The following is a 26,208-nucleotide window of genomic DNA, read 5'->3' on the forward strand; positions in this document are numbered from 1 at the left end:
CTGAAGGCCCGGGTCAAGGCCCTCGCCGACAAGCACCCGCTCTACCCCGGCCTGTAACCGACAACCTCCCACGGGGGCATGCCCGTCACCGCTCGGCATGCCCCTTCGAACCCACGGAGTATGGCGTGGCAATCAGCGTCTTCGACCTGTTCTCCATCGGTATCGGGCCGTCCAGCTCGCACACCGTCGGCCCGATGCGCGCCGCCGGGATGTTCGTCACCCGGCTGAAGCAGGACGGCCTGCTGGCGCAGACCGCCGCGGTCCGGGCGGAGATGTTCGGTTCCCTGGGCGCCACCGGCCACGGTCACGGCACCCCCAAGGCGGTGCTGCTCGGCCTGGAGGGGTACGCGCCGCACACCGTCGACGTCGCACGGGCCGAACGGGACGTGGAGCGGATCCGCAGCACCGGGCGCCTCCGCCTCCTCGGCGCGGAGATCGGCCCCGCCCACGAGATCGACTTCGACCTGGCGACCCAGGTGGTGCTGCACCGCCGACGCTCGCTGCCGTACCACGCCAACGGCATGATCCTCTTCGCGTACGACGGCGAAGGGGTCCCGCTGTCGGAGAGGACGTACTACTCGGTCGGCGGCGGTTTCGTCGTCGACGAGGACGCCGTCGGCGCCGACCGCATCAAGCCCGACGACACCCCACTGGCCCACCCCTTCCGCACCGGCGACGAACTGCTGCGCCTCACCGAGGAGACCGGTCTGTCGATCTCCGCGCTGATGCTGGAGAACGAGAAGGCCTGGCGCACCGAGGAGGAGATCCGCGCCGGTCTGCTGGAGATCTGGCACGTCATGCGGGACTGCGTCGCCAAGGGCCTGGGCCGCGAGGGCATCCTCCCCGGCGGTCTGAAGGTCCGTCGCCGGGCCGCCGCCGCGGCCCGGGCGCTGCGCAGCGAGGGCGACCCGGCGGTCCGCGCGATGGAGTGGGTGACGCTCTACGCCATGGCGGTGAACGAGGAGAACGCCGCGGGCGGCCGTGTGGTCACCGCTCCGACCAACGGCGCGGCGGGCATCATCCCCGCCGTCCTGCACTACTTCCTCGACTTCGTGCCGGGCGCCGACGAGGACGGCATCGTCCGCTTCCTGCTCGCGGCCGGCGCGATCGGCATGCTCTTCAAGGAGAACGCCTCCATCTCCGGCGCCGAGGTCGGCTGCCAGGGCGAGGTCGGCTCCGCCTGCTCGATGGCCGCCGGGGGACTGGCCGAGGTGCTCGGCGGCAGCCCGGAACAGGTCGAGAACGCCGCCGAGATCGGCATGGAGCACAACCTCGGCCTCACCTGCGACCCCGTGGGCGGCCTGGTCCAGATCCCCTGCATCGAACGCAACGGCATGGCCGCGGTCAAGGCGGTCACCGCCGCCCGGATGGCCCTGCGCGGCGACGGGCGGCACCACGTCTCCCTCGACAAGGTCATCAAGACCATGAAGGAGACCGGCGCCGACATGAAGGTCAAGTACAAGGAGACCGCACGCGGCGGCCTCGCCGTCAACGTCATCGAGTGCTGAGGCCATGGGCCGGGTGCCGCCCGCCGCGGGACTGCGCTCGCCGGAGGGCGACCTGCTCGGTCCGCGCGAGAACGCCGGCCGGCACCGCCCCCGCCGGGTCGCCATGCTCAGTGTGCACACCTCACCGCTGCACCAGCCCGGGACCGGTGACGCGGGCGGCATGAACGTCTACATCGTGGAACTCGCCAAGCGGCTCGCCGCGCTCGGCGTCGCGGTGGAGATCTTCACCCGCACCACCTCGGCCGCGCTCCCGCCCCGCGTCGAACTCGCGCCCGGTGTCCTGGTCCGGCATGTGGACGCCGGCCCCTACGAGGGACTCGCCAAGGACGACCTGCCGGCCCGGCTCTGCGCCTTCGCGCACGGCGTGACGCAGGCCTGGGCGGGGGAGCGCCCCGGCCACTACGACCTGGTCCACTCCCACTACTGGCTCTCCGGCCACGTCGGCCGGCTCACCGCGGAGCGCTGGGGTGTCCCGCTGGTGCACGCCATGCACACCATGGCCAAGGTCAAGAACGCCGGCCTCGCCGACGGCGACACCCCCGAACCCGCGGCCCGGGTGGCCGGCGAGGCGGAGGTCGTGCGGGCCGCCCACCGGCTGATAGCCAACACCGAGAAGGAAGCGGGGGAGTTGCTCCACCACTACGACGCCGACCCCGGCCGGGTCGCCGTCGTGCACCCCGGGGTCGACCTGGAGCGCTTTTGGCCCGATGCCCGCGGTGCGGATGCCGGGCGGGTGGCGGCCCGGTCCCGGCTCGGTCTGCCGCGGGACGCCCTCATCCCGCTGTTCGTGGGCCGCATCCAGCCGTTGAAGGCGCCGGACGTCCTGCTGCGCGCGGTGGCCCGGCTGCTCCAGGAGCGGCCGGGCCTGCGGGAGCGGCTCGTGGTGCCGGTCGTGGGCGGCCCCAGCGGCAGCGGTCTGACCCGGCCGGAAGGCCTCCAGAAACTGGCGGCCCGGCTGGGGGTGTCGGACGTCGTGCTGTTCCGGCCGCCGGTCGGTCAGGACCGGCTCGCGGACTGGTACCGGGCGGCGTCCGTGCTGGTCGTGCCGTCCCACAGCGAGTCCTTCGGCCTGGTGGCCGTCGAGGCGCAGGCCTGTGGCACCCCGGTGATCGCCGCCGAGGTCGGCGGTCTGCCGGTGGCCGTGCGGGACGGGGTGAGCGGCGTCCTCGTACCGGGGCACGATCCGGCGCACTACGCGCGGGCGCTGTCCGCCTTCGCCGACGACCCGGCCCGCTCCGCCCGGATGAGCGAGGCCGCGGTCCGCCACGCCCGGTCCTTCGGCTGGGCCGCGACCGCGGCGGCCACGGCGGAGGTGTACACGGCGGCCCTGCGCGGGCATCGGCTGCACCGGGTGCCGTGACGGCGCCGAACCCGGTCCGGGCCCGCTCCCACCGGCTCCGGACGGTGCCGGGGCGGGCAGCATGGCCTCGACGTGCGCCACGGTGGCGCTGCCGGGCGGCAGCCCCGTGTCCCCGGCGTCCGCCCGTACGGCGGCCCCCTCGGCGACGGCCGACTACAGCAGGCTGCTCCAGTACGGCCAGAAGCGGGTGAGCACGAGGAGGGCGATCACCCCGTACCAGGCGGCGAGCAGGATCCCGTGCGTGTCCCGCACGACCTCCAGGACACCCCGGCGCACGGGGACGACCCCCTGTTCCAGGCAGTGCACGGTGACGTACCAGAACAGCGCGATGGTGGCGATCCAGACCACGGCGCAGTACGGGCAGATCTTGTTGAGCTCGTAGAGCGACTGTCCGATCAGCCAGTGCGCGAACACCACCCCCAGCAGCGCTCCGGCGTCCAGCGCGAGCCACAGCCGCCGGTGCAGGCGCGCCCCGGAGAGCACGGCGGTGCCCAGGGCGGTCACGGCGGCGAAGGCACCCAGGCCGAGCAGCATGTTGGGGAAGCCGAACAGGCTGCCCTGCGCACTGGACATGACGCTGCCGCAGCTCACGACGGGGCTGATGTTGCAGGGCGGCTGGTAGGCGGGGTCGCGCAGCAGCCGCCAGTCGTCCACGGCGAGCTGGAAGGAGGCCAGCCAGCCGGCGATCCCGGTGAGGACCATCACCCATCCCGTACGGCGGCTCCCGCCCACCGCGCGCGGTCGCCGGGTGGGCGGGGCGTCCGGTGCGAGCGCGGGGTGGTGACTCACGCGGCTCGCCGGGGGGCGGTGGCCGAAGACGTCCGGCTCCCGGCCGTCGGGGCCGAAGCCGGTGTGGCCCGCCGCCGGTAGACCAGGTACGGCCTGACCAGATAGCCGACCGGGACGCTCCAGACGTGCACCAGGCGGGTGAACGGCCAGGCCGCGAAGAGCAGACAGGCGGTCAGGGCGTGGAGCTGGAACAGCAGGGGTGCCCCGGCGATCGCCTCGGGCTGCGGCTGGAGGACGAACAGCCCCCGGAACCAGACCGAGACCGTCGAGCGGTAGTCGTACCCGGGGCCGAACACATTGTGGGCGGCGGTGGCGGTGATGCCGAGCAGAACGGTGGCGGACAGCAGCGGGAAGAGGACCTTGTCGCTGCGGTCGGTGCCGAGGCGGATCCGCCGGGTCAGCAGTCTGCGGGCGCACAGCATCCCGAGCCCGGTGACCATGGCGAGCCCCGCGACCGAACCCGCCCAGACGGCCGTGGTGTGGTAGGCGTGTTCGCTGATTCCGGCGGACTCGGTCCAGGACGCCGGTATCGCCAGGCCCGCCACATGCCCGGCGATCACCGTGAAGGCCCCGAGATGGAACAGCGGGCTGCCCGAGCGCAGCCAGCGGTGTTCCAGGAGCTGGCTGGTGTGCGTGGTCCAGCCGAACCGGTCGTGCCGGTAGCGCCACACATGCCCGACCACGAACAGGGCGAGGCAGATGTAGGGCACGGCGACCCACAGCAGCAGATCGTTCATCGCTGGTCTTCCTCATGACTGTGCGGAGCGCTGATCGGGGCGGTGAGGGGCGGGACGAAGGTGTCCGGCGGTGCGAACTCGCCGTTCCCGTAGGCGGGGTACGTGCCGTAGGCGTCCAGGCCGACGTCCTCGTTCGGCGGGCCCTCGGCGACGAGCAGGGCCACCGCCGCCCGGTCCGCCTCGGTCGGCGGCGGCAGCAGGGTGAGCAGCGCGGCCAGCACATGCCGGTACGGCGAGTCGGCGTCGGTCAGTGCCCGGTGGATGAGTTCCAGCCCGCGCCGGTGCCGGCGCAGCGGTGCCTCGCCGCCGCCGGGGCCGGCCAGCGCGGCGAACTCCAGCACGACCGGGAGGTGGTCGGGCAGTTCACCGCCGCCGGTGTCCCAGCCGGCGGCCCGGTAGCGCTGGTTGAGGGTGAGCAGGGCCATGCCCCGGCGGCGGGTGTCGCCGTGCAGGTAGTAGGTGAGGTAGAGGCTGCTCTTGCGGCGCAGGTCGAACATCTCGACGTAGTGCCGCTCCAGCGCCTCGGGGTCCTGGGCGGCGAACCAGTCGGTGAACCGGGCCAGGTGCTCCGCCGCGGGCGTGGCCGGAAGGGCCGCCGTCACGGTGGTCAACTCCGTCCGGGCCGAGGTGAGTTCGGCGTCCGGGTACTGAAGGAGCAGCGACCCGAGCCGCAGGGTCAGCGCGCGGCCCGCCGTCTCCTCCGGGGTGAGCCGGGCCGGGCGGCGCACGGCGGCCCGGACACGGGTGCGGACCAGGGCGGGAATCGTTGCCGGCAGCGGGCTCATCGATGGTCTCCGGCGGTGTGGTTGCGGCGCAGGGTGGGCAGGCCGAGCATGACCTCGCGGGGTTCGGCGTCGCCGGACGTCTCGACCGGGCAGCGGTTCTCCATGGCGGTCAGCGCCGCGGCGTCCTCCTTGTGGGCGGCGGGGACGACGTACCGGTCCGCGTACTTGGCGACGGCGAGCAGCCGGTGCAGGTCCTCCGCCTCGCGTGCGGTCAGACCGACGGCCTGGAGCACCGCCTCGTCCCCGGTCTCGCCGAGGGTGCGTTCGCGCATGTACGAGCGGAGCGCGGTGAGTTTCATCAGCACGCCGGCGACGACGTCCGTGTCCCCCGCGGTGAACAGCTCCGCCAGGTACTCCAGCGGGATCCGCAGCCGGGTGACGGCGGCGAAGACATGGTCGGGGTCGTCCTGGTTCCCGCCCGCCGCGTCGACGGCGTCGAGCACGGGGGACAGCGGCGGGACGTACCAGACCATCGGCAGGGTGCGGTACTCCGGGTGCAGCGGCAGCGCCGCCTTGTACCGCATGACCAGGTCGTACACGGGGGAGCGGCGGGCGGCGTCCAGCCAGTCCCCGGGGATGCCCGACTTCCGTGCGGCCGCGCGGACCTCGGGGTCGTGCGGGTCGAGGAAGACACCGCGCTGGGCGTCGAGCAGGTCGTGCTCGTCGGGGGTGGCGGCGGCCTCGCCGACGCGGTCGGCGTCGTACAGGAGCAGGCCCAGGTAGCGCAGCCGGCCGACGCAGGTCTCGGAGCAGACGGTGGGCTGACCGGCCTCGATGCGCGGGAAGCAGAAGGTGCACTTCTCGGCCTTGCCGGTGGCGTGGTTGACGTACACCTTCTTGTACGGGCATGCCGTCACGCACATCCGCCAGCCCCGGCAGCGGTCCTGGTCGGCCAGGACGATGCCGTCCTCGACCCGCTTGTACATCGCGCCGGACGGACACGCCGACACACAGGCCGGGTTGAGGCAGTGCTCGCACAGCCGGGGCAGATGGAAGAGGAAGGTCTGCTCGAACGCGAACTTCACCTTCTCCGCCCACGCCCCGCTCAGGTTGGGGTCCGCGCCGGCGTTCTCGGGCGCTCCGCCGAGGCCGTCCTCCCAGTTGGCGCCCCAGGTGATGGCGGTGGGCCGGCCGGTGAGGACCGAGCGGGGGCGGGCGACCGGGATGTCCTTCCCGGCGGGGGCGCTGACGAGGTTGTCGTAGTCGTAGGTGACCGGCTCGTAGTAGTCCTCGATGGACGGCAGGTCGGGGTTGGAGAACAGGGACAGCAGCCGCTTGATCCGCCCGCCGGAGCGCAGGACCAGCCGCCCGCGCCTGTCGAGCATCCAGCCGCCCTTCCAGTGCTCCTGGTCCTCGTAGCGGCGCGGGTAGCCGACGCCGGGCTTGGTCTCGACGTTGTTGAACCAGGCGTACTCGACGCCGGTGCGGTTGGTCCACGTCTGCTTGCAGGTGACCGAGCAGGTGTGGCAGCCGATGCACTTGTCGAGGTTCATCACCATCGCGATCTGGGCCATGACGCGCATGTCAGTACTCCAGATCCTGCGAGCGACGGCGGATGACGGTGACCTCGTCGCGCTGGTTGCCGGTCGGGCCGTAGTAGTTGAAGGCGTAGGTGAACTGTGCGTAGCCGCCCGCCAGATGGGTCGGCTTGAGCAGCAGCCGGGTCAGGGAGTTGTGGATGCCGCCCCGCCTGCCGCTCACCTCGGTCTTCGGCACGTTCACGTTGCGGTCCTGGGCGTGGTACATGTACACCGTGCCCTCGGGCATACGGTGGGTGACCACCGCGCGGGCGGCGACGACACCGTTGCGGTTGTACGCCTCGATCCACTCGTTGTCCTTGACGCCGATCTTCTCGGCGTCGGCGGTGGACATCCAGATCGTCGGTCCGCCGCGGGACAGGTCGAGCATGTACTTGTTGTCCTGGTAGTTCGAGTGGATGGACCACTTCGAGTGCGGGGTCAGATAGCGGACGGTGACCTCCGCACGGCCCCGGTCGTGCAGATGCTCGTCGCCGTAGTGCCTGGCGGTGTTCAACGGGGGCCGGTAGACGGGGAGTTGCTCGCCCAGTTCGGCCATCCAGTCGTGCTGGACGAAGAAGTGCTGCCGCCCGGTGAGGGTGTGCCAGGGCTTCTTGTGCTCGGTGTTGATGACGAACGGCGAGTAGCGGCGCCCGCCGGTCTCCGAGCCCGACCACTCGTACGACGTGATCACCGAGCGGGGCTGGGTGCGGGTGTCGGCGAACGTGATCCGCTCCGCCTCGCGCTCGGCGGAGAGTTCGACCAGGCCCTCGCTGCCGGTCTGCCGCTCCAGCTCCCGGAAGCCCTCGGTGGCCAGACGGCCGTTGGTGGTGCCGGACAGCGCGAGGATCGCCTCGCACATGTCGCTCGCGGTGGCGAGCGAGGGCCGCCCGGCGGCGATACCGTCCCGGACGGTGCCGTTGCGGTGCCGGAGGTCCTCGATCTCCTGGTCCGGGTGGACGGTGACGCCCTTGGTGGTGGTGCCCAGGGTGTCGAGCAGCGGACCGACGGCGCGCATCTTCTGCGCGACCGCCGTGTAGTCCCGCTCGATCGTGACCAGCTTCGGCATGGTCCGCCCGGGCACCGGCTCGCACGCGCCGGCCTTCCAGTCCCGCACCACCCCGCCCGGCTGGGCGAGTTCGTCGGGGGTGTCGTGCAGCAGTGGCACCGCGAGGACGTCGGTCCGGGTGCCGAGGTGCTCGGCGGCCAGCTCGCTGAACCGGTCGGCGATCGTGAGGAACGTGTCGTAGTCGGTGCGGGCCTGCCAGGGCGGCGCGATGGCCGGGGTGAAGGCGTGCACGAAGGGGTGCATGTCCGTGCTGGACAGGTCGTCCTTCTCGTACCAGGTCGCCGCCGGCAGGACCACGTCGGCCAGCAGACCGGTGGACGTCATCCGGAAGTCCATGCAGACCAGCAGATCGAGCTTGCCCTCGGGGGCCTCCTCCCGCCACACCACGTCCTTCGGGCGGCCCTCGGGCGGGGTCTCCTCGGAGCGGACCGCCGCGTCGGTGCCCAGCAGATGCCGCAGGAAGTACTCGTTGCCCTTGCCGGAGGAGCCCAGCAGGTTCGCCCGCCACACCGTCAGCACGCGCGGGAAGTTGGCCGGGTCGTCCGGATCCTCGACGGCGAACCGCAGCCGCCCGGACTTCAGCTCGTCGACGATGTGCTCGGCGACCGGACGGCCGGCCCGCGCCGCCTCGTCCGTCAGATCGAGCGGGTTGCGGTTGAAACCGGGGTGCCCGGGCGTCCAGCCCAGCCGCACCGCCTGCGCCAGACAGTCCGCGAAGCCCTTGCCCTTGAACCGCCCTTCCCCCAGCGGCGAGGCCAGCTCCTCGGGCCCGAACGCCTCGTACCGCCACTGGTCGGAGTTCAGGTACCAGTACGAGGTGCCCGCCATGTGCCGGGTCGGCCGCTGCCAGTCGAAGGCGAACGACAGGTGCTGCTGGCCCGTGACCGGGCGGACCTTCTCCTGGCCGACGTAGTGCGCCCAGCCGCCGCCGTTGACGCCCTGACAGCCGGTCATGGTGAGCAGCGCCAGGAAGGCGCGGTAGATGGTGTCGGAGTGGAACCAGTGATTGGTGCCGGCACCCAGCGCGATCATGGACCGGCCGTGGGTGCGCTCGGCGTTGCGGGCGAACTCCCGGGCGATCCGGGCCGCCTGCTCGGCCGGCACCGAGGTGATCGTCTCCTGCCAGGCCGGGGTGTACGGCTCGGAGGCGTCCTCGTACGACGACGGCCAGCTGCCCGGCAGACCCGGCCGCTGCACCCCGTACTGCGCCAGCATCAGGTCGAAGACGGTGGTGACGAGCCGTCCGCCGACGCGCCGCACGGGCACCCCGCGCACCATGACCGAGCCGCCCTCGGTGCCGCCCTCGTCGAAGCGGGGCAGGGCCACGGCCACGGTCCGCTCGGCCCGGCCGAGCAGGCTCAACTCGGGCACGGTGTCGCCCAGATCGAGGTTCCAGCGGCCCGGGTCGGTCTGTGCCCAGCGGAAGCCGAGTGAGCCGTTCGGCACCACCGGTTCGCCGGTGGCCGCGTCGAGCAGAACGGTCTTCGACTCGGCGTTCTCCTCGGTCTCCGTGTCGCCTCCGAGATCGGCGGCGGTCAGGAACCCGTCCGGGACCAGGCCCTCCTCGCCGTGCTCGCGCAGCGTCACCAGGAACGGGGCGTCGGTGAACTCGCGCAGGTAGTCCTGGAAGTACGGCACCTCGCGGTCGACGAGGAACTCGCGCAGGATCACATGCCCCATGGCCATCGCCAGCGCGCCGTCCGTGCCCGGATGCGGGGCGAGCCATTCGTCGGCGTGCTTGACGTTGTCCGCGTAGTCGGGGCTCACCGCGACGACCTTGGTGCCGTTGTAGCGGGTCTCGGTGAGGAAGTGCGCGTCGGGCGTGCGGGTCACGGGGATGTTGGACCCCCACATGATCAGATAGCCCGCGTTCCACCAGTCGGCGGCCTCCGGTACGTCGGTCTGGTCCCCGAAGACCTGCGGCGAGGCGACCGGCAGGTCGGCGTACCAGTCGTAGAAGGAGAGGAGCGTGCCGCCGATCAGCGAGGTGTACCGGGCGCCGGCCGCGAAGGACGCCATCGACATCGCCGGGATCGGGGAGAAGCCGGCGACACGGTCGGGGCCGTACGTCCTGACCGTGTGGACCTGGGCGGCGGCGACCAGCTCGGACACCTCGTCCCAGTCGGCGCGCACCAGACCGCCCTTGCCCCGGGCCCGCTTGTAGGCGCGGGCCTTCGCCGGGTCGCCGGTGATCTCGGCCCAGGCCGCCACCGGGTCGCCGAGCCGCCCCCGGGCCTCACGCCACAGCTTCAGCAGCGCCCCGCGCACATACGGGTAGCGGACCCGGCTCGGGGAGTACGTGTACCAGGAGAACGACGCGCCGCGCGGGCAGCCCCGGGGCTCGTACTCGGGGCAGTCGGCGCCGATCGACGGGTAGTCGGTGGCCTGGTGCTCCCAGGTGATGATGCCGTCCTTGACGTACACCATCCACGAGCAGGAACCGGTGCAGTTCACCCCGTGCGTCGAACGCACCACCTTGTCGTGCGCCCACCGGTCCCGGTAGAAGCCCTCCCAGTGAGGATCGCCCGTGCCGAACACCGCGCGGCCGTCGGCCGACACCTCGCTGCGCGTGAGCAGCCGACGGGCCGCGAGCGGCCAGCCTTCCGCGGCGCGCGGCTCCTGGCGCCCTGCGTTCTGATCGTTCTCCATGACGAGGAACGCTAGGCGGCGCGCACCCTCGGGCACCTGGGGCCGGCGGCCCCTGCCCGGCGACCTTCCGGCCCCGTCCGCCCGGTCGCCATAGGGCCCAACGGCCTTGGTGGCGGGACCCGGTCGGCCGGTTGGCCGGGTGTGGCCGGCCGTGCATGCTGGGCACCGATCGCCCCGCGGATGCCCCTCTGCACGACCGCATTCCGTGCCCGCCCGGCGGCCGATTTCTTCCGTCCCCGGCCGCCGCGGGTGGAGCGCGTACGGCGCGCGGCGCCCGGTCCGATCACGCGTCCGGCCGCCTGCCGCGTCCGGACGCGGCCCCCTCCCCTCCCTCCGCCGCACCCGCACCGGTCCGCCCAGCCGGCCGTGACCCCGCGCTGCTGCCTCTCGCCCCGCACGACCCGCTGCCGCCGCTCACAGATCGAACAGCGCGGCCCCGGAGCCTTCGCCGTGGAAACGACAGAGCAGGAAAGAAGGCAGACACGTCGTGGACGGATCACACCGGCGGACCGGCGGACCGGCGCCCTGCTCACGGCGCTCGGTACGGCCCTCGCCGTCGCCGGAGCCCCTCTGCTGAAGCCCGGCGACCCGGGCGGCCCAGAGGTGCTGGACCTGGCCACGGTGCAGGGCGGGTTCGTCGGGACGACGTTCCCCGAGGCGGGCCACTACGCGTTCGTCGACCACGACATGCCCCACGCCGAAGCGGGAGCGCACGGCATGGTGGAGGCGAGCAGCTGGTGGACACCGTCGGCTGGTGGTCCCTGGTGCGGTTCGCGTACGTGGCGGGCGCGGCCCTGTGGGTCGGCGGCCAACTGGCCGTCTCCCTGGTGGTCCTGCCGCTGGCCCGCCACCTCCTCGCCCTGCGGGCCGAGGACCGCTTCACCGCCGCGGCCGGCCGCCGGTTCGGCCTGCTGACCGGCGCGGTGTTCCCGCCCGTGCGGCCGGCCACCGGCTGGGCCATGGCCTGGCACGGGGCGTCACCCGGGCCGCGCTCGCCGAACCCGGTCACGGCCGTACGCTCGCGACCGAACCCGCCCTGTTCGTCGTGGTGATGCTCGCCGCGGCCGGACACGGCATCGCCCACGCCAAGGGCCGTGCCGACCCGGGAAACGCGGGCCGGTCCCCGTCCGGCGCGCGATCGAGGCCGCATGGCCCGCGGCGGGGGCCGGTCAACCCTCCTCCGGGACGGGACGGCGGCGCAGAGTTGACGGAACGGAAGGCAACCTGGTGAAGGAGCCGTGATGCAGACCCGGGAAGTCGACGCCCCAGCCGTCCAGGCTCTGCTGGCCGCGGCGGTGGCCGCGCCGTCGATCCACAACACGCAGCCCTGGCGGTTCGGCCTGGACCCGGAGAGCAGGTCGATCCTGGTCCGGGTCGACCGAGGGCGACTGCTGCCGGCGACCGATCCCCGGCTGCGCGCCCAGTACCTGTCGGTGGGCGCGGCCGTCCTCAACCTCCGGGTGGCCGCGGAGTATCTGGGCTGGGATCCCGTCGTCCGGCTGTGTTCCGCCGCGGACGACCCCGACCTGCTGGCCACGGTGCAACTGACCGGCACCGCCGCGGGCGCGCAGTCGTCCCTGCGCGATCTGTACGGGGAGATCGAGCGACGCCACACCAGCCGGATGCCCTTCACCGGGCGCGGTGTGCCGGACGCGATCGTGACCGAGATGACCGGCGCCGCCCGGGCCGAGGGCGCGCAGCTGGACGTTCCCGACATCGTGGCGACCCGGCGTCTGCTGCGCGTGACGGCGGTGGCCGAGTCCCGCAACGCCGTGCACCCGGCCCGCGCGTCCGAGGTGCGTACCTGGATCACCGTCCCGGGGGCGGACGCCGCCTACGGCATTCCCGTGACGGCCCTGGGGCCGCGGGACGCCTCCGGGCGGGTGCCCGTGCGGGACTTCGTCGGTGCGCTGCCCGCGCCGCGGCTGCCCACCCTGCCCTTCGAACGGCACGTCCAGGTGGCCCTGCTGTGGACGTCCCACGACCGGCCGGAGGACTGGCTGCGCGCGGGGCAGGCGCTCCAGCGCGTGCTGCTCACGGCGACCGCGCACGGGGTGCGGACCTCGATGCTGCACCAGGCGATGGAGTGGCCGGATCTGCGGGAGGCGATGGCCGGATCGAGGCAGCGGTGCTGCCCCCAGGTGCTGATCCGCTTCGGCTACGGCCCGGACGGCGCCCGTACGCCCCGCGCGCCGGCCGACCTCGTGTCCGCTCCCGGCACAGGGCCGGACGCCGAGGGCACGGCCTGAGGACGAAGGAGGGGCCCGTCCGTCCGCCGGTAGGGACCGATGGCCCATGCCGTCGCCGGGGCCGGATCCGGACAGTGGTCAGGAGGCGCCGTCGGGCGGTGATCCCGGTGGCGTCGTACCACCATGAGGCAGAGGAAAGGGACGGACACCATGGTCCAGCCGGTGAAGTCGAAGAGTGGTCGCTCACCCTCGGGCGTTCCCGTGTCCGGCCGGGCGTGGCTGATGCTGGCGCTGGCCACGGTGGGTTTCGCGGTCAACTTCTGGGCGTGGGCGTTGCTGAGTCCGTTGGGCCCGCGGTTCAAGGAGAGTCTCGATCTGTCGTCGTTCCAGCAGTCGCTGCTGGTGGCGGTGCCGGTGGTGGTCGGTTCGCTGGGGCGTGTCCCGGTGGGTGCGCTGACCGACCGGTTCGGTGGGCGGGTGATGTTCCCGATCGTGTCGGCGGTCACCATCGTTCCGGTCCTCTCCCTCGGTCTGGCCGGGCACTCCTCGCTCGCGGCGCTGCTGGTCGGCGGGTTCTTCCTCGGGATCGGCGGTACCGCGTTCGCCGTCGGGGTCCCCTTCGTCAACGCCTGGTTCCCGCCGGAGCGCCGAGGTCTTGGCATCGGTGTCTTCGGTGCGGGCATGGGTGGTACCGCGATCAGTGCGCTGACCACGGTGAGGCTGGTCGACGCGCGCGGTATGGCGGCCCCGTTCCTGATCACCGCGGCGGTGCTGGCCGTGTATGCCGTGGTCGCCGCGGCGGTGCTGCGTGACGCGCCGGGACGGACGGTGCCGGCCGAGCCGCTGGCGCGTCGGCTGGCCGTCACGTTCCGCCTCGGGATCACCTGGCAGGCGTCCGCGCTCTACGCGGTGGCGTTCGGCGGCTATGTCGCCTTCTCCGTCTATCTGCCGACCTACCTCAAGACCGGGTACGGCCTGACCCAGGCGGACGCTGCGAACCGGATGGCCGGGTTCGTGCTGCTGGCGGTGGCGATGCGCCCGGTCGGCGGCTGGCTGTCGGACCGGCTGGGTCCGGTGCGGATCCTGGCCGGTGCGCTGGCGGTGGTCGTCGCGGGGGCCGTCGTCCAGTCGTTCACCCCGGCGCTGGCGCCGGTGGGCACCGTCGCGTTCTTGGCCATGGCCGCCGCGCTCGGCGCGGGCAGCGGGGCGACCTTCGCCCTGGTGGCCCTGCTCACCCCGGCCGACCGGGTCGGTTCCGTCACGGGTGTGGTGGGCGCCGCGGGCGGACTGGGCGGCTTCCTGCCCCCGCTGGTCATGGGCTCGCTGTACGGCGAGTACGGAACCTACGCGGCCGGCCTGGCCCTCCTCGCGATCGTGGCGGCCGCGGCACTGGCCTTCACCCTCACCGCCGTCCGCGCCGCCGTCCGGGGCGGCGACCGGAAGCCGCGCACCGGCCGCCGCAGCGGACACCACCGCATCGCGGGCACCACCGCGTGAGGGCGAGGGCACGAGGTCGGGAGCGCCACGAGCACCTCCCGAGCGGCGCCACGAATCGCTGCGCGAGGACAGCGCCTGACGGCTCACGGCACCGCACGCGCGACCGGGGCAGTCCGCCTCGAACCGTGCAGAGGCCGCCTTCCTCATGCGGCACCCCGGCTTCCCGCCGGTGTCCGGCCGCACCACCGCGTCGAGGCAGGCGGTCGGCCGCGTGCCGGGGGTGTGGAGAAGTCGCCGACGGATGTCCGGACGCCGTTCTGCACAGGGCGAGAAAACCCGCGGTCTGCCCTGGCGCGTACGTGGCCATCGCGGTCCTGAACTCCTTCACCGCGGGGTCGTCGTCCGAGGGCGCCTTGACGAGCTGGACGCCGCGCGGTGCGGCGGGCCGATGGGGCGGGGCGGCGTCCGGGCGCCCGTCCCGGAGCGCGCCGACCCGAAGGCCAACCGGGCGGGACTCGGACTCCGCCTCGCGTCACGGATCCGCAGGCTCCGCCGATCACGAGATCACGTGCCGGACACGCCCTGGGCACCGGCGGTCGCGCGGGCCGTCACCTGGTGGGCCGTCGCCGGGCGTACGCCTCGATCTCGATCTTCATACGAGGGTCGGAGAGGCCGCACACCAGCATGGTCGCGGCCGGGCGGATCCCGCCGAAGGCGCGGCGCAGGGTCGGCCAGCACGGCTCGAAGTCCGCGCGGTCGGGGAGCATGTACCGCACCCTCACCACGTCGGCGAGGGTGCAGCCTGCCTCGGCCAGTGCCGCCTCGATGGTGCGCAGGCACTGCTCGGCCTGCGCCACCACGTCGTCGGAGATCGTCATGGCGGCGTAGTCGAAACCGGTCGTCCCGGAGACGTGCACCCAGTCGCCGTCCACCACGGCCCGGGCGTAGCCGATCCGCTCCTCGAACGTCGAGCCGCTGAGGATCGCACGCCGCTCCGCCGGTCGCTCAGCCGGTCGCTCCGCCAGTCGCTCTCTCGGTCGCTCTGTCATGCGCCGAACGCTAGGTGACCTGCATCGACACGTCCAATACCCGTACAGGACCGGGCTGATACGCCTGGGCGTATGGGCCGTCCGGAACGGCCAGGCGGTGCGTCCCTGCGACCGCGGAGGGCGGTCTGTCGCAGGACGTGGTGCTGGCGCTGCCGGTCAAGGAGCCGTCGCACGGGTACGACCTGCGTACGCGGCTGGCGGCGACGCTCGGACCGCCGGGCCAAACGCTGAACACGGGTCAGATCTACGTCACGCTCACCCGGCTGGAGAAAGGGAGAAGGCGGGACTGGCCGAGCCGCTCGTACTCGTGGACATGCCGCGGCGGGAGCTGATGCGCCACCTCGCCGAGGCCCAGCATGCCGCCCTCGCTCATGACACGAACTCGGAGGCCGGACCGCTCCTGGAGGGCATCGCGCTCCGGTTGCGGGCCGAGCTGCGCCGGCTGGAGGCGTGTGGGTCTGTCGCGGGTGTACGGGGAGGACGAGAGCCTGGTGCGGGCCGTCGCCGGGGTCGACCTCGACGTGCCCTGGCCGACCCGGCGCACCTGCTCACCCACCGCCCGCGGCTGAACGCCATGACGGCCCACCTGCCCACGTCGCTGCCGCTCGGCGTACGGCTGCCCGCCCGCCGGCCCGGCCGCGCCGCCCCGGCCTCCGCCGGCACGGCCGCCACCGCCGTCATGGTCGCCGCGGTGCTCACCTGGCACACCGAGCTGAACGCGGCCCCCGACTCCGTGCGGTTCGGCCCCCGTGAAGTGCGGACCGACCAGAGCGGCCAGGTACTGCTCGCCGTCACACTCGCGCGGGGGCACTGTCCACCCTCAACACCGTGCTGCTCGGCTGGGGCATCGTCGTGCTGGCCCGGCATGCCCTGACCGTCTCCCGTGCCCTCGGCGCCGCGCCCGGCGAGGCCGTCACCGCGCTCTGCGCCGCCCAACTCCTTTCCGCCGCGCCCGGACCGGCGGCGGGTATCCCGGCCGGGCTCGGCCTGTCCCGGCTGTTCGGCGACACGGTCACGCCCCCGGCGTCGTGGCTGCTCACCACCGCGCTCGTCATCCTGACGGCAGCCGGAGCGCTGACCGCCCTGCCCGCATGGGCTCACGCCCGCCACCCCGCCGGGCGCGCCCTCAACACCGGACCCGCCTGACGGACCGCCCTTCTCCCGTCGCTGGAAGAACCCCGGTGGACGGGTTTGCCCAGCGCGTCCGCGGCGTGCCCGCCGATCAGCGCGTGGTCGCCCTTGACGGGGTGTTCCAGCAGGTACGTCCCCCGCATCGGCCTCGGACGGCGAGCGGCTCACAGGCGTTGCCGTGCCGAGCGCCGCCGACGCTGCTCGGCCGGATCCGCGACCGGCGCGGCCAGCAACAGCCTTTGGGTGTACGGATGTTCGGGAGCGGTGGTGATCTCGCCCGCCGGTCCGGTCTCGACGATGTCACCGCGGTGGATGACGCTCACGCGATGGCTGACGTGCCGGATGACCGCGAGGTCGTGCGAGATGAAGAGGTAGGCGACGCCGGTGCGCCGCTGGATGTCGACCAGGAGATCGAGAACGCGCGCCTGGGTGGTGAGGTCGAGTGCGGAGACGGGCTCGTCGCACACGACGAGCCGCGGGGCGGGCGCCAGCGCGCGGGCGATCGCGACGCGCTGCCGCTGACCACCGCTGAACTCCCGCGGCAGCCGTTGCGACGCGTCCTTCGGCAGCCCCACCTGGTCGAGCAGCTCCGCGACGCGGTTGCGGGCCTCGCCTGCCGCGGCGCCCTGCACGACCAGTGGTTCGCTGAGGATGTCGCCGATGGTCAGTGCCGGGTTGAGGGAGGAGTACGGGTCCTGGAAGACCACCTGGATGTCCCGGGCCAGGGCGCGGCGTTCCTTGCGGCCGGCGTGGGTGATGTCGTTGCCCTGGAAGCGGACCGTGCCGCCGCTGGGTGGGACGAGGCCGAGCACGGACCGGCCGATGGTCGTCTTGCCGGAGCCCGACTCGCCGACGACGCCCAGGGTCTCGCCCTGTCCCACGGCGAGCGACACGCCGTGCAGGACCTCGTGCGGGCGGGCCCTGAAACCCCGCCCGGGGTAGGTGACGCGCAGCTCGCTGACCTCCAGCAGAGTGGTCATCGGGTCTCCGTTTCGAGCGCGCCCGCGGAGGCGGTCGGAGGGTCGGTGCGCAGCGCGGTCTCGTCGAGGATCGAGTCCAGGAGCTTGCGCGTGTAGGGGTGCCGGGGTGCGGCGAACAGGTCGTCCGTCGTGCCGGTCTCGACGACGGTGCCCTCCCGCATGACGGCGACTCGGCCGCAGATGTCCGCGACCACACCGAAGTTGTGGGTCACGAGCAGCACCGCCATGTTCAGGTCCTTCTGCAGGTCGCGCAGCAGGTCGAGGATCTCCGCCTGGACGGTGACGTCGAGGGCGGTGGTCGGTTCGTCGGCGATGAGCAGCAGGGGCCGGCCGGCGACGGCGCCCGCGATGAGGACGCGCTGGGCCATGCCGCCGGAGATCTGGTGCGGATAGGAGCGGAAGGTGCGCTCGGGGTCGGGGATGCCGACCCGGGCGAGGAGCGCCAGGACCCGCTCGCGGGCCTCGCGCCCGGACATGGGTGTCGCCGCGCGCACACCCTCGACGAGCTGGGCGCCCACCGTGCAGGACGGGTCCAGGTTGGACATGGGTTCCTGGGGCACGTACGCGATGGACGTGCCCCGCACCGCCCGCAGTTCGCGCTCGCTCAGGCCGAGCAGTTCGCGGCCGTCGAGCCGGATCGAGCCGCGGGTGACGACGGCCTCCGGGGGCAGTACGCCGAGTGCGGCGAACGCGGTCTGTGTCTTGCCGGAGCCGGACTCGCCGACCAGGCCGAGGGTCTCCCCGGCCGCCACACTCAGGGTGACGCCGCTGACGACCTCCTTCAGTTCGCCGGTCGGTGTCGGGTAGGCGATCGCCAGGTCCTCGACCGTGAGCAGTCCGGCGACGGAGGGCACCTCCGTGGCCGACGGCCGGTACGAGGTGGCGGTGACGATCCGGGAGGGCTTCGGACGCCCGCCCTCCAGAGCGTCCCGCAGCGCGTTCCCGAGCAGCACCAGTGACGCGGTGATGATCCCGAGCGCGAGGCTGGGCCACAGGAACTGCTGCGGCTCCTCGTACAGGTTGGTGAACCCCTCGGAGATCATCGCGCCGAAGCTGGGCACCGTGCTGGAGCCCACGCCCAGGAAGGCCAGGCCCGACTGGACGGCGATCGAGGAACCCGCGAGGAACGCCGTGGCGATGATCACCGGCCCGCGCACCACGGTGAACACATGCCGGCGCAGGATGCGCCGGTCGGGCAGTCCGGAGACCCGGGCGGCATCGACGTACAGCTCGTTCTTCACGCCGAGGACGAGATTGCGGACGAGCCGGTAGATGCCGGGGGAGAGCAGCACGCCGAAGACGACCATGGTGGCCTTGTAGTCGCCCTTGGTCACCGGCATCAGGATGATCAGCAGGAGCAGCCCGGGGAAGGTCATGACCAGGTTGAACACCCACTCGGTCACCGCGCGCGTACGCCGCCCGAAGTACCCCCCGACCAGCCCGGAGGTGATCCCGATGGCGAGGGCGATGCTGGTGCCGATGAGCGCCGAGACCACGCTCGTGTCGATGGAGTGCAGCAGCCGGGCGAAGATGTCGCGCCCGCTCTTGTCCCCGCCGAGCAGATAGCCGTGCTCGCCGACGCCCGCGTTGATCGCGTCCAGGTTCACCTGGTTGGGCCCGTGGTCGGTGAGGAGCGGGGTGAGCAGGCCGAGCAGGACGACCAGGACGAGCAGACTCGCGCTGAGGACGGCCTGGGGGTCGGCGAGCAGGCGCCGCAGCGGCGACCGGCGGCGCGCCTCCGTACTCGATGGACTCAATTGACCGTCCTCGCCTTCGGGTTGAGCCACCCATTGAGGAGATCGACGACGAGGTTGACGACCACGACGAGCAGCACGCCGAAGAGGCTGATGCCCATGATGATCGGTACATCGCCCTGGAGGGAGGCGTTGAACGCGTACTGGCCGAAGCCCGGCAGCGCGAAGATCTGCTCGATGATCAGGGCGCCGCCGAGCATCTGGATGAATTCCAGCGACAGGACCGTCAGGGCGGGTCCCGCCGCGTTGCGCAGGGCGTGCCGCAGCACGATGGAACGGGTGGGCACGCCGCGCGTGCGCAGGGTGCGGACGTAGTCCTTGCGCAGTTCGCCGATCATGGCGCCGCGGATCTGGGAGGTCAGACTGGCGACCCCGCCCATCATCAGGGCGACCACGGGAATGGCGATGCTGCTCGCCCAACGGCTCGGGCTCTCGCCGAAGTCGGTGTATCCGGTGGCCGGGAACACATGCAGCTCGATGGCGAGGACGTAGACCAGCGCGATGGCGACGAGCAGGCTCGGCACGAGGTAGCCGACCATCGCGACGCCCTGGGCGATCCGGTCGACGGCGCCGCCCCGCGCGGCGGCGGCCACCCCGAGGGCGACGCTGATGACCGAGGTGGCCAGCAGCGCGACCACCACGATCGACAGGGTGACGCCGAGCCGGGCGGTGAGGGCCGAGCGGACCGGTTCGCTGGTGAAGTACGAGGCGCCGAGGTCACCCCGGACGGCATGGGTGAGCCAGTCGCTGTACTGGATCGCCACCGGCCGGTCGAGTCCCATCAGTGCCTTCTGGGCGGTGACCTGCTGAGGGGTGGCGCCGTTGCCGAGGACGCTGCTCGCCACGTCGTCGAAGGTCGTGCTGAGCAGCAGGAACGTGATCATGGTCACCAGGACCGCGAGCACGAGGCCCGCGGTCAGGCGACGCAGCACATAGACGGTCATGGACGGCGGCTCATCCCTGGGACTGCGCGGAGTCGGCCACGCCGAACTGGCGGATGGTGGCCATCGTGGAGGAGCCGTCGCCGAGGTAGGTGATGCCCTTCTTGGTGGCCCAGTCGGTGCCGATGTAGAAGACGGGTGCGAGCCACGCGTTCTCGACGCCGAACTCGTTGATCTTCCGGTAGATCCCGGCGGCCTTCGCCGGGTCGAGTTCGCCTGCGGCCTGGTCCAGGAGTGCGGTCAGCTTCGGGTCGGTGGAGTGGAACACGTTGCGGAAGCCGGCCGGGGTGTAGAAGCTGCGGGTCATGATCGGGTCGGTGGCGAGACCCTCCACGAGCAGGAACATCGGGTACTTGCCCGACGCGACGGCGGTGGTGGTCTGCTGCGCGGGCACCGGCTCCCACGTCACCTTGACGCCGATGTCCGCGAGCGCCTGGGTGAAGATCGGCTCGAAGCTCTTGGTGAAGACGAGGCTCGGCATCTTGACCGAGAAGCCGTTCGGATAGCCGGCCTCGGAGAGGAGCTTCCTGGCCCCGGCGACGTCGAAGGGGTACACCTTGTCGAGGGCCTTGTCGTAGGCCCCGCTCTTGGGGTTGAACAGCTGGTCGGTGGCCAGGCCGGAGCCGCCCATCGCCTGCTGGACGATCTTCTGCCGGTCGAAGGCCATGTTGATGGCCTTGCGTACGCGCAGGTCGCCGAGCGGCTTGAGCTTGGTGCCGGCGCGGTCGGCGAGGACGAGGTAGGCGCCCGCGGTCGCCTGCACATGGGTGATCTGGAAGCCGGCCGCCTTGATCGCGGCCACCTGCGAGGGGTCGACGGTGCCGGCGTTGGTCTCACCCGCCTTGAGGGCGTTGGCCGACGCGGTGGGGTCGGTGATCACACGGATCTTGACGGTCCTGAACGGATACGCCTTCTTGTTCCAGTAGTCGTCGCGCCGGTTGAGGACGTAGACGGAGCCGTTGACCGTGGCCTTCGTGTCCAGGGTGTACGGCCCCGACCCGACGGGGTTGAGGGCGGTGCTCTTGTTCGCCATCGTCTTCGGGTCGCCGATCACACCGGGCGCCGTCGACAGGGCGGCCAGCAGTGAGGCGTCCGGCTGCTTGAGCCGGAGCACGACCGTCGAGGCGTCGGGGGCCTCGACCGAGGCGACGGAGGCCAGCGACAGCTGGCTCTGCCCGGGGGTCGAGCGGATCCGCTCCAGGGTGGCCTTCACCGCGCTCGCGTCCACCGCGCCGCCCGAGCTGAACGTCATCCCCTGGCGGAGCTTCAGGGTGAGCGTGCGTCCGTCCTTCGTGTACGACCAGCTCTGTGCGGCGCCGGGATGGAGTTGGCCCTTGTTGTCCTGGAGCAGGAGCGTGTCGAAGATCGAGTCCCAGACGTAGGTCTGCTGGCCCTCGATGAGCTGGGCGGGGTCGAACGAGTTGGGCGTGCCGAGGATGGACAGCGCGAGGGTCGCGTCGGCGCCGGAGTTCGACGTGGCGGCCGGGGTGCTGTCGCACGCCGCTGTGGCGGTCGCCAGCAGGGCGACGGCCACAGCGGCGGCCAGGGCCTGGGAACGCTGCCGTGGCCTGGGCCGGGAATGCGAGAAGCGGATGCGCATGGGTGGATTCCTTCGTCCTGGAACCTGGAGTGCCGAGGCGTTCGTCAGCGCGTCGGTATCGGTGCGGTCATGCCCGGGTGCGCATGTGGCGGAGTCCTGTGTGACGCCGGCATGCGGTGGTGGACAGGGGCGTTGCGGCGGTCGCGGATCCGCCGGTGCGTCCTGTCACGCGAAGAGTTACCACGTGGTCGAATTTCATTCGGAAGGTAAGCCCCGGCGGAAGGCGCGGGAAGAGTGGCGACCGTGTTCGTAACCAGAGCGTTACTTGGCGCGAAATCGACACACCCCGCCCCTTGCGCTCGAGGCGGCCACCGCGCAGACTCCGAGCAGGTTATGAAATTCTAAGCCTTGGAAGGTTTTGGGAATCGTGATGCGGGATTCGGGAAGAGGAAGCGCTCGGTGACCCAGGCCAAGGCCCGCGGCCCGTACACGAAGACCCCGGCCAGGCGGGCGGAGATCGTCCGGGCGGCACGCGAGAGCTTCGCGGAACACGGGTTCACGAAGGCGTCCCTGCGGGACATCGCCGAGCGGGCCGGCATCACCCACGCCGGGCTGCTGCACCACTTCCGCAACAAGGACGACCTGCTCGCCGCCGTGCTCGCCGAACGCGACACCGAGGAGCGGCAGTACGCCGAGTCGAGGGTCCCGGACATGGACCATCTGACGCCGTACCTCGGCGACCTGCTGCGCCACCACCAGAAGGCCCCCGAGCTGATGCGTCTGTGGATCGAGCTCGCGGCGGCCGCCTCACGTCCGGAGCATCCGGCGCACGGCTACTTCGCACAGCGCTACGCCTGGGGACGCGAGCAGTTCGCCCGGGGCATGCGGGGCAAGGCCCGCCGGGGGGAACTCCACGAGGCGCTCGCCCCCGAACACGCGGCCACCCTGCTCCAAGCCGTGCTCAACGGTCTGCAGCTGCAATGGTTGCTCGACCAGGATCTCGACATCGTCGGCCCGGTCCGGGCCTTCATGCGTATGACCTTCCCGCAGGCCGCAGAACCGGAGGACGACGCATGAGACCTGGCACCCTCGCCGTCCAGCTGTACAGCGTGATCGACGCTCTGGGAGCCGACCGCCCCGGCACTCTCGCGCGCCTCGCCGGGCTCGGCTTCCGCTACGTCGAGCCGTTCGCGCTCGGCCTGTGGAACACGCCCCCCGACGAACTGGCCGCCTCCGCACGCGCGTTGCGCGTGGATCTGGACGAGGCCGGCCTCGGAGTCGGCTCCGCGCACATCGCCGTCTCTGCCGACAGCCAGGCATCCGCGATCGAGACCTGCCGCATCCTGGGCACGGACACCGCCTTCGTGCCGATTCCATGGCTCGTCGAGGGATTCGACGAGCGGTCCCTGGAGACCCACGACGGTGTACGCGCCTTCGCCGGCCGTCTCAACGCGGCGGCGCGGCAGCTGGCCGGGGCGGGGATCCGGCTCGGCTACCACAACCACCACTTCGAGTGGGCCCGGCTGCCGGGCGGCGCCCACGCCTTCGACCTGCTGTGGGATCTGCTCGACCCCGAGATCCTCGCGGAGGTCGACGTCTACTGGGCCGCCGTGGCGGGCCAGGACCCGGTCGATGTCCTGGAACGTCTCGGGCAACGCGCCGTGACCGCCCACCTCAAGGACGGGCCCGCCGCACTGGACGCACCGCAGACGCCCATCGGTACCGGGGACATCGACATCCCGGCCGCGTTGCGCGCGGGAAGCCATCTGCGCTGGCACATCACGGAGATCGACCGGACCGAAGCCGACCGCTTCGAACTGCTCGCGGCCAACCGGGAAGCCCTCCTGGCGGGTGGCCTGACCATCTCCTGAGACGACGATTCCCGACCCGGCCGACCGGGTCGGCGTGCCGCGGCGGCGGGGCGGCGGGGCGGCGGGGAGATCACCACGCCGTCCTGGACCGGTGGCCGGCAGGAGCCGCCGAGAGGTCCCCCACGCAGGGGGCGGCCGGCGGCGGACCGCCCGCGGTGTCACCGCCGACGGCCCGCTCCGGTCGTCTCACCCCGCCCTGCGTACCCGGCGGGAGGCGCTGAACCTGCCACGGGGGAGGGGCTCCACGGTGGCGCCGTCGGGGAAGACGACGCGTGCGGTGGTGGCCGGCGGGACGTCGACCGTGACGGTGAGTTCGTCGCCGTCCGTCCGCCACTCGACGGCGATCGTGCCCTGCGGGGACTCGTGCGTTCCCCGGGCCCAGGGCACGGACGGGTGCGGGACGGGCGCGACCTCGAAGGACTCCCAGGCGATCGACCCCGGTGTCTGCCGCAGTCCCAGGACATGGGTGTGCAGGAAGCGGACCACCGCGCCCTTGCTGTAGTGGTTCAGGGACTCGTGCGCCGTGCCGGTCCCGTCGACGCCCTCCCAGTCCTCCCAGACGGTGGTCGCGCCACGGTCGAGCATGTACAGCCAGGACGGCGCGGTGCGCTGGAGGAGCAACTCGTAGGCGACGTCGGGGTGACCGGTGTCGGCGAGGACGGGGAGCAGATCGCCGGTCGCGAGGAAGCCGGTGCCGAGATGGGTGCCGGCCGCGCGGATCAGCTCGACCAGACGCGCGGCGGCGGCCCCGCGCAGTTCGGGGGGGACGAGCCCGAGGGACAGCGCGCGCACATAACCGGCCTGGGTGTCGCCCACGGTACGTCCGTCGGGGGAGAGGAACTCGGTGCGCCAGGCGTCGCGGACCCGCTCGGCGATCACGGCGTAGCGGTCCGCTTCCTCGGCGTGGTCCAGTACCCGTGCCACCCGGGCCAGGGTCGCCGTCGACCGGTACAGGAAGGCCGTGCCGATCTCGCCCTTGTCGGACAGGAACCAGGCGACGGGATCGTCCTTGACCGGGTCGACGCGGGTGCCGTCGGCCGCCTTCGCCCGGGGCTCGGTCCACTCACCCCAGTGGAAGGAGCCGTCCCAGAGGTACCGCTCGTGCGGCAGCGGTTCGGCCGAGCGTTCGGTCCGGGACGGGTGGCGGAGGGTGCGGGCGGTGGTGAGCGCCCACTCCACCCAGCGGACCATCGCCTCCCAGTTCTCGGCCAGGACCTCCCGGTCGCCGTACGACTCGTACAGCTCCCACGGGACGGCGACGACGGCGTCTCCCCAGCCGGCCGAGCCGGTCATCATGGCGAACTGGTCGTCGAGGTGGTGTTTGATACGGCGTCCGTCGGGCGAGAAGTTGGCGATCCGGCCGTCGGGCAGCTGGTCGTCACGGACGGAGCGCAGCCATTTGCGGCTGAAGCCCAGGACGTCGTACAGGCGGGTCGCGGTGGGGGCGAAGACCTGGTAGTCACCGGTCCAGGCGAGACGTTCACGGGTCGGACAGTCGGTGGGCACGTCGACGGCGTTGCCGCGGAAGCTCCACTCGGCGATCTCGTGGAGGCGGTCGAGATCGCCGTGACCGCAGGCGAAGGTGCCGGTGCGGCGCAGGTCCGAGTGGACGACCCGCATGACGAGGCTTGCCGGGTCGAGCGGGGCGCCGTCGCGGTGGACGCGGGCGTACCGGAACCCGTGCACCGTGTGGCGCGGCTCGAACGTCTCGCCACCGCCCGCCGAGACGGCCTCGTCGCGCTGGACGAACGGGATCGGGGCCTGGCCGGGGCGGGTGGCGTCCAGGTGGGCGGTGGTCAGGTCGCCGTCGGGGCCGAGGTGCTCGCCGTGGTCGACGACCGTGCGGGTGCCGGCCGGGCCGAGGTCGCTCAGGGCGATCCGGCCGGAGGCGTTCTGGCCGAAGTCGGCGATCCATGTGCCGTCTTCGAGCTGTTCCACGGACTGTGCGGGGCGCGACTCGACCACGCGCACCGGCGGCGCCGGCGACCAGTCGATCGCCGGAGCCTCCACCTGGTCGACCAGGACGGGCCGGCCGGCCCCGTGCCGGCACCGGAAGTCGGTGGTCTGCCCATCCATGAGGTCGGCCCGGGTGATGGCCGACTCCGCGCTCGTCCACGTCCCGTCGGTGCGGACGACCTGCCGGGTGCCGTCCTCGTGGACGATGTGCAGCTCGGCCCGCGCGCCGGGCACCGTGCCCCAGCCGGCCGGTTGGCGGAAGGCACCCACCTGCCCCCGGTACCAGCCGTCGGACAGCAGGATCTCGAACCGGTTGCCGCCCGCCTCGACGGCGGCCGTGACGTCGGACGCCTGGGCGTAGAGCGTGCGGTCGTAGGAGGTGGACCCCGGCGACAGTTCGGCGGTGCCGGCCCGCACACCGTTGACGTACGCCTCGTACACCCCGAGCGCCGTCGCGTAGAGCCGCGCCGAGCGCACCCCGGCCGGCACCTCGAACCGGGCCGAGAGGACGTACGCGGGCCGTCTGCCGTAGCCGGCGTCGCCGGACTCGGCGGGACTGATCCAGCGGGCCTTCCAGTCGGCGGCGAGCAGACCCGCCTCGAACGTGTGCCATGGCGACCACGGCGAACCGTCGCCGTCGCCGAGCGCCCGGACCCGCCAGGCCACCCGTTGCCCGCTGGACAGCGCCGCCCACGGCCAGGGGACGAACCGGTGCCCCCCGACGGCGATGCTCACGACGGGCCGCGCCTCGCCGTCGACGGTGCACTCCGCCTCGTACGCCACCGGGCGGGGCGCGTCCGACGGCGGCTTCCACGACAGCCGGGGCGTGGGCCCCGACACGGGGAAGGTGTCACCGCCGCTGTCGATGCCCAGGTCGTACGGTGCGTAGTCCATGCTGTGCCTTCTCGGGACTCGGTGGAACGGGACGCTTCTCGGGACGCCGGCC

General features: G+C 72.4%; 22 protein-coding genes. 9 read left to right on the plus strand and 13 right to left on the minus strand.

Annotated elements, in window-relative coordinates:
- Positions 1–125: 125 nt before the first annotated feature.
- Entirely contained in the window at positions 126–1,508 is a 1,383-nt protein-coding gene (locus tag AQJ64_RS31835) for an L-serine ammonia-lyase (protein WP_055633595.1), read from the plus strand.
- Between the two features lie 4 nt (positions 1,509–1,512).
- Positions 1,513–2,868: a D-inositol-3-phosphate glycosyltransferase gene (gene mshA, locus AQJ64_RS31840; protein ID WP_055633594.1), complete on the plus strand. Its 1,356-nt coding sequence runs from the start codon at positions 1,513–1,515 to the stop codon at positions 2,866–2,868.
- A gap of 153 nt (positions 2,869–3,021) precedes the next feature.
- Here mshA and AQJ64_RS31845 read toward each other — a convergent pair whose 3' ends face one another.
- From AQJ64_RS31845 to AQJ64_RS31870, 6 genes are all read right to left on the minus strand, one after another.
- Complete coding sequence (locus tag AQJ64_RS31845; protein WP_240512586.1) at positions 3,022–3,657, minus strand: vitamin K epoxide reductase family protein; 636 nt, start codon at positions 3,655–3,657, stop codon at positions 3,022–3,024.
- Entirely contained in the window at positions 3,654–4,394 is a 741-nt protein-coding gene (narI, locus tag AQJ64_RS31850) for a respiratory nitrate reductase subunit gamma (protein ID WP_055633592.1), read from the minus strand. Before narI ends, AQJ64_RS31845 begins: the two co-directional genes overlap by 4 nt.
- On the minus strand, positions 4,391–5,179 hold the full coding sequence (gene narJ / locus AQJ64_RS31855; protein ID WP_055633591.1) for a nitrate reductase molybdenum cofactor assembly chaperone: 789 nt from the start codon (positions 5,177–5,179) through the stop codon (positions 4,391–4,393). The genes narI and narJ overlap by 4 nt, the downstream gene beginning before the upstream one ends.
- On the minus strand, positions 5,176–6,702 hold the full coding sequence (gene narH / locus AQJ64_RS31860) for a nitrate reductase subunit beta (RefSeq protein ID WP_055633590.1): 1,527 nt from the start codon (positions 6,700–6,702) through the stop codon (positions 5,176–5,178). The genes narJ and narH overlap by 4 nt, the downstream gene beginning before the upstream one ends.
- 1 nt (position 6,703) lies before the next feature.
- On the minus strand, positions 6,704–10,414 hold the full coding sequence (locus AQJ64_RS31865) for a nitrate reductase subunit alpha (RefSeq protein WP_055633589.1): 3,711 nt from the start codon (positions 10,412–10,414) through the stop codon (positions 6,704–6,706).
- 414 nt (positions 10,415–10,828) lie between these two features.
- Positions 10,829–11,128 carry a hypothetical protein gene (locus AQJ64_RS31870; protein WP_059203214.1) on the minus strand — a complete coding sequence of 100 codons (300 nt, stop codon included), beginning with the start codon at positions 11,126–11,128 and terminating at the stop codon, positions 10,829–10,831.
- 23 nt (positions 11,129–11,151) lie between these two features.
- Between AQJ64_RS31870 and AQJ64_RS31875 the strand changes: the two genes are divergently transcribed.
- The 3 genes from AQJ64_RS31875 (at position 11,152) to AQJ64_RS31885 (ending at position 14,100) form a co-directional block, all read left to right on the plus strand.
- Positions 11,152–11,466, plus strand: a complete 315-nt coding sequence (locus tag AQJ64_RS31875) for a hypothetical protein (protein WP_055633621.1) — start codon at positions 11,152–11,154, stop codon at positions 11,464–11,466.
- A 189-nt stretch (positions 11,467–11,655) separates the two neighbouring features.
- Complete coding sequence (locus tag AQJ64_RS31880) at positions 11,656–12,663, plus strand: Acg family FMN-binding oxidoreductase (protein WP_055633620.1); 1,008 nt, start codon at positions 11,656–11,658, stop codon at positions 12,661–12,663.
- 222 nt (positions 12,664–12,885) lie between these two features.
- Positions 12,886–14,100, plus strand: coding sequence for an MFS transporter (locus tag AQJ64_RS31885; protein ID WP_206189682.1), 1,215 nt, complete (start codon positions 12,886–12,888; stop codon positions 14,098–14,100).
- 548 nt (positions 14,101–14,648) lie between these two features.
- Here AQJ64_RS31885 and AQJ64_RS31890 read toward each other — a convergent pair.
- Positions 14,649–15,089 (minus strand): RidA family protein, encoded by a 441-nt coding sequence (locus AQJ64_RS31890; protein WP_055633618.1) that lies wholly within the window; start codon positions 15,087–15,089, stop codon positions 14,649–14,651.
- Positions 15,090–15,333: 244 nt separating this feature from the next.
- On the minus strand, positions 15,334–15,462 hold the full coding sequence (locus AQJ64_RS51830) for a hypothetical protein (RefSeq protein WP_276206646.1): 129 nt from the start codon (positions 15,460–15,462) through the stop codon (positions 15,334–15,336).
- A gap of 201 nt (positions 15,463–15,663) precedes the next feature.
- Between AQJ64_RS51830 and AQJ64_RS51250 the strand changes: the two genes are divergently transcribed.
- Together AQJ64_RS51250 and AQJ64_RS31900 are read left to right on the plus strand one after the other, a co-directional pair.
- The gene (locus tag AQJ64_RS51250) at positions 15,664–15,963 is read left to right on the plus strand and encodes a hypothetical protein (RefSeq protein WP_055633617.1); all 300 of its coding nucleotides are present in this window, start codon (positions 15,664–15,666) and stop codon (positions 15,961–15,963) included.
- Positions 15,918–16,235 carry a hypothetical protein gene (locus AQJ64_RS31900; protein ID WP_055633616.1) on the plus strand — a complete coding sequence of 106 codons (318 nt, stop codon included), beginning with the start codon at positions 15,918–15,920 and terminating at the stop codon, positions 16,233–16,235. Before AQJ64_RS51250 ends, AQJ64_RS31900 begins: the two co-directional genes overlap by 46 nt.
- Positions 16,236–16,384: 149 nt before the next feature.
- Here AQJ64_RS31900 and AQJ64_RS31905 read toward each other — a convergent pair whose 3' ends face one another.
- The 4 genes from AQJ64_RS31905 to AQJ64_RS31920 are packed head-to-tail and all read right to left on the minus strand — an operon-like array spanning position 16,385 to position 21,495.
- On the minus strand, positions 16,385–17,200 hold the full coding sequence (locus AQJ64_RS31905) for an ATP-binding cassette domain-containing protein (protein ID WP_055633615.1): 816 nt from the start codon (positions 17,198–17,200) through the stop codon (positions 16,385–16,387).
- The gene (locus AQJ64_RS31910) at positions 17,197–18,957 is read right to left on the minus strand and encodes a dipeptide/oligopeptide/nickel ABC transporter permease/ATP-binding protein (protein WP_055633614.1); all 1,761 of its coding nucleotides are present in this window, start codon (positions 18,955–18,957) and stop codon (positions 17,197–17,199) included. Before AQJ64_RS31910 ends, AQJ64_RS31905 begins: the two co-directional genes overlap by 4 nt.
- Complete coding sequence (locus AQJ64_RS31915; protein ID WP_055633613.1) at positions 18,954–19,898, minus strand: ABC transporter permease; 945 nt, start codon at positions 19,896–19,898, stop codon at positions 18,954–18,956. Before AQJ64_RS31915 ends, AQJ64_RS31910 begins: the two co-directional genes overlap by 4 nt.
- Before the next feature lie 10 nt (positions 19,899–19,908).
- Positions 19,909–21,495: an ABC transporter substrate-binding protein gene (locus tag AQJ64_RS31920; protein ID WP_055633612.1), complete on the minus strand. Its 1,587-nt coding sequence runs from the start codon at positions 21,493–21,495 to the stop codon at positions 19,909–19,911.
- Positions 21,496–21,894: 399 nt separating this feature from the next.
- Here AQJ64_RS31920 and AQJ64_RS31925 point away from each other — a divergent pair, with 399 nt between their 5' ends.
- Both AQJ64_RS31925 and AQJ64_RS31930 read left to right on the plus strand, forming a co-directional pair.
- Positions 21,895–22,512 (plus strand): TetR/AcrR family transcriptional regulator, encoded by a 618-nt coding sequence (locus tag AQJ64_RS31925; RefSeq protein ID WP_055633611.1) that lies wholly within the window; start codon positions 21,895–21,897, stop codon positions 22,510–22,512.
- Positions 22,509–23,306, plus strand: a complete 798-nt coding sequence (locus AQJ64_RS31930) for a sugar phosphate isomerase/epimerase family protein (RefSeq protein WP_059203215.1) — start codon at positions 22,509–22,511, stop codon at positions 23,304–23,306. The genes AQJ64_RS31925 and AQJ64_RS31930 overlap by 4 nt, the downstream gene beginning before the upstream one ends.
- 186 nt (positions 23,307–23,492) lie before the next feature.
- On the opposite strand, the gene AQJ64_RS31935 is transcribed toward AQJ64_RS31930, so the two are convergent.
- Entirely contained in the window at positions 23,493–26,156 is a 2,664-nt protein-coding gene (locus tag AQJ64_RS31935; RefSeq protein ID WP_055632164.1) for a family 78 glycoside hydrolase catalytic domain, read from the minus strand.
- Positions 26,157–26,208 lie beyond the last annotated feature (52 nt).

Origin of the sequence: Streptomyces griseoruber (genome assembly GCF_001514205.1) — a bacterium.
Classification (GTDB): domain Bacteria; phylum Actinomycetota; class Actinomycetes; order Streptomycetales; family Streptomycetaceae; genus Streptomyces; species Streptomyces griseoruber.

Bases quoted from the DNA above. Each gene is read 5' to 3' on its own strand.
- mshA (WP_055633594.1), top strand. From the start codon at position 1,513: ATGGGCCGGGTGCCGCCCGCCGCGGGACTGCGCTCGCCGGAGGGCGAC.
- narI (WP_055633592.1), bottom strand. From the start codon at position 4,394: ATGAACGATCTGCTGCTGTGGGTCGCCGTGCCCTACATCTGCCTCGCC.
- narJ (WP_055633591.1), bottom strand. From the start codon at position 5,179: ATGAGCCCGCTGCCGGCAACGATTCCCGCCCTGGTCCGCACCCGTGTC.
- narH (WP_055633590.1), bottom strand. From the start codon at position 6,702: ATGCGCGTCATGGCCCAGATCGCGATGGTGATGAACCTCGACAAGTGC.
- AQJ64_RS31865 (WP_055633589.1), bottom strand. From the start codon at position 10,414: ATGGAGAACGATCAGAACGCAGGGCGCCAGGAGCCGCGCGCCGCGGAA.
- AQJ64_RS31880 (WP_055633620.1), top strand. From the start codon at position 11,656: ATGCAGACCCGGGAAGTCGACGCCCCAGCCGTCCAGGCTCTGCTGGCC.
- AQJ64_RS31885 (WP_206189682.1), top strand. From the start codon at position 12,886: ATGCTGGCGCTGGCCACGGTGGGTTTCGCGGTCAACTTCTGGGCGTGG.
- AQJ64_RS31890 (WP_055633618.1), bottom strand. From the start codon at position 15,089: ATGACAGAGCGACCGAGAGAGCGACTGGCGGAGCGACCGGCTGAGCGA.
- AQJ64_RS51830 (WP_276206646.1), bottom strand. From the start codon at position 15,462: ATGAGCGAGGGCGGCATGCTGGGCCTCGGCGAGGTGGCGCATCAGCTC.
- AQJ64_RS51250 (WP_055633617.1), top strand. From the start codon at position 15,664: ATGACGGCCCACCTGCCCACGTCGCTGCCGCTCGGCGTACGGCTGCCC.
- AQJ64_RS31905 (WP_055633615.1), bottom strand. From the start codon at position 17,200: ATGACCACTCTGCTGGAGGTCAGCGAGCTGCGCGTCACCTACCCCGGG.
- AQJ64_RS31915 (WP_055633613.1), bottom strand. From the start codon at position 19,898: ATGACCGTCTATGTGCTGCGTCGCCTGACCGCGGGCCTCGTGCTCGCG.
- AQJ64_RS31920 (WP_055633612.1), bottom strand. From the start codon at position 21,495: ATGCGCATCCGCTTCTCGCATTCCCGGCCCAGGCCACGGCAGCGTTCC.
- AQJ64_RS31930 (WP_059203215.1), top strand. From the start codon at position 22,509: ATGAGACCTGGCACCCTCGCCGTCCAGCTGTACAGCGTGATCGACGCT.
- AQJ64_RS31935 (WP_055632164.1), bottom strand. From the start codon at position 26,156: ATGGACTACGCACCGTACGACCTGGGCATCGACAGCGGCGGTGACACC.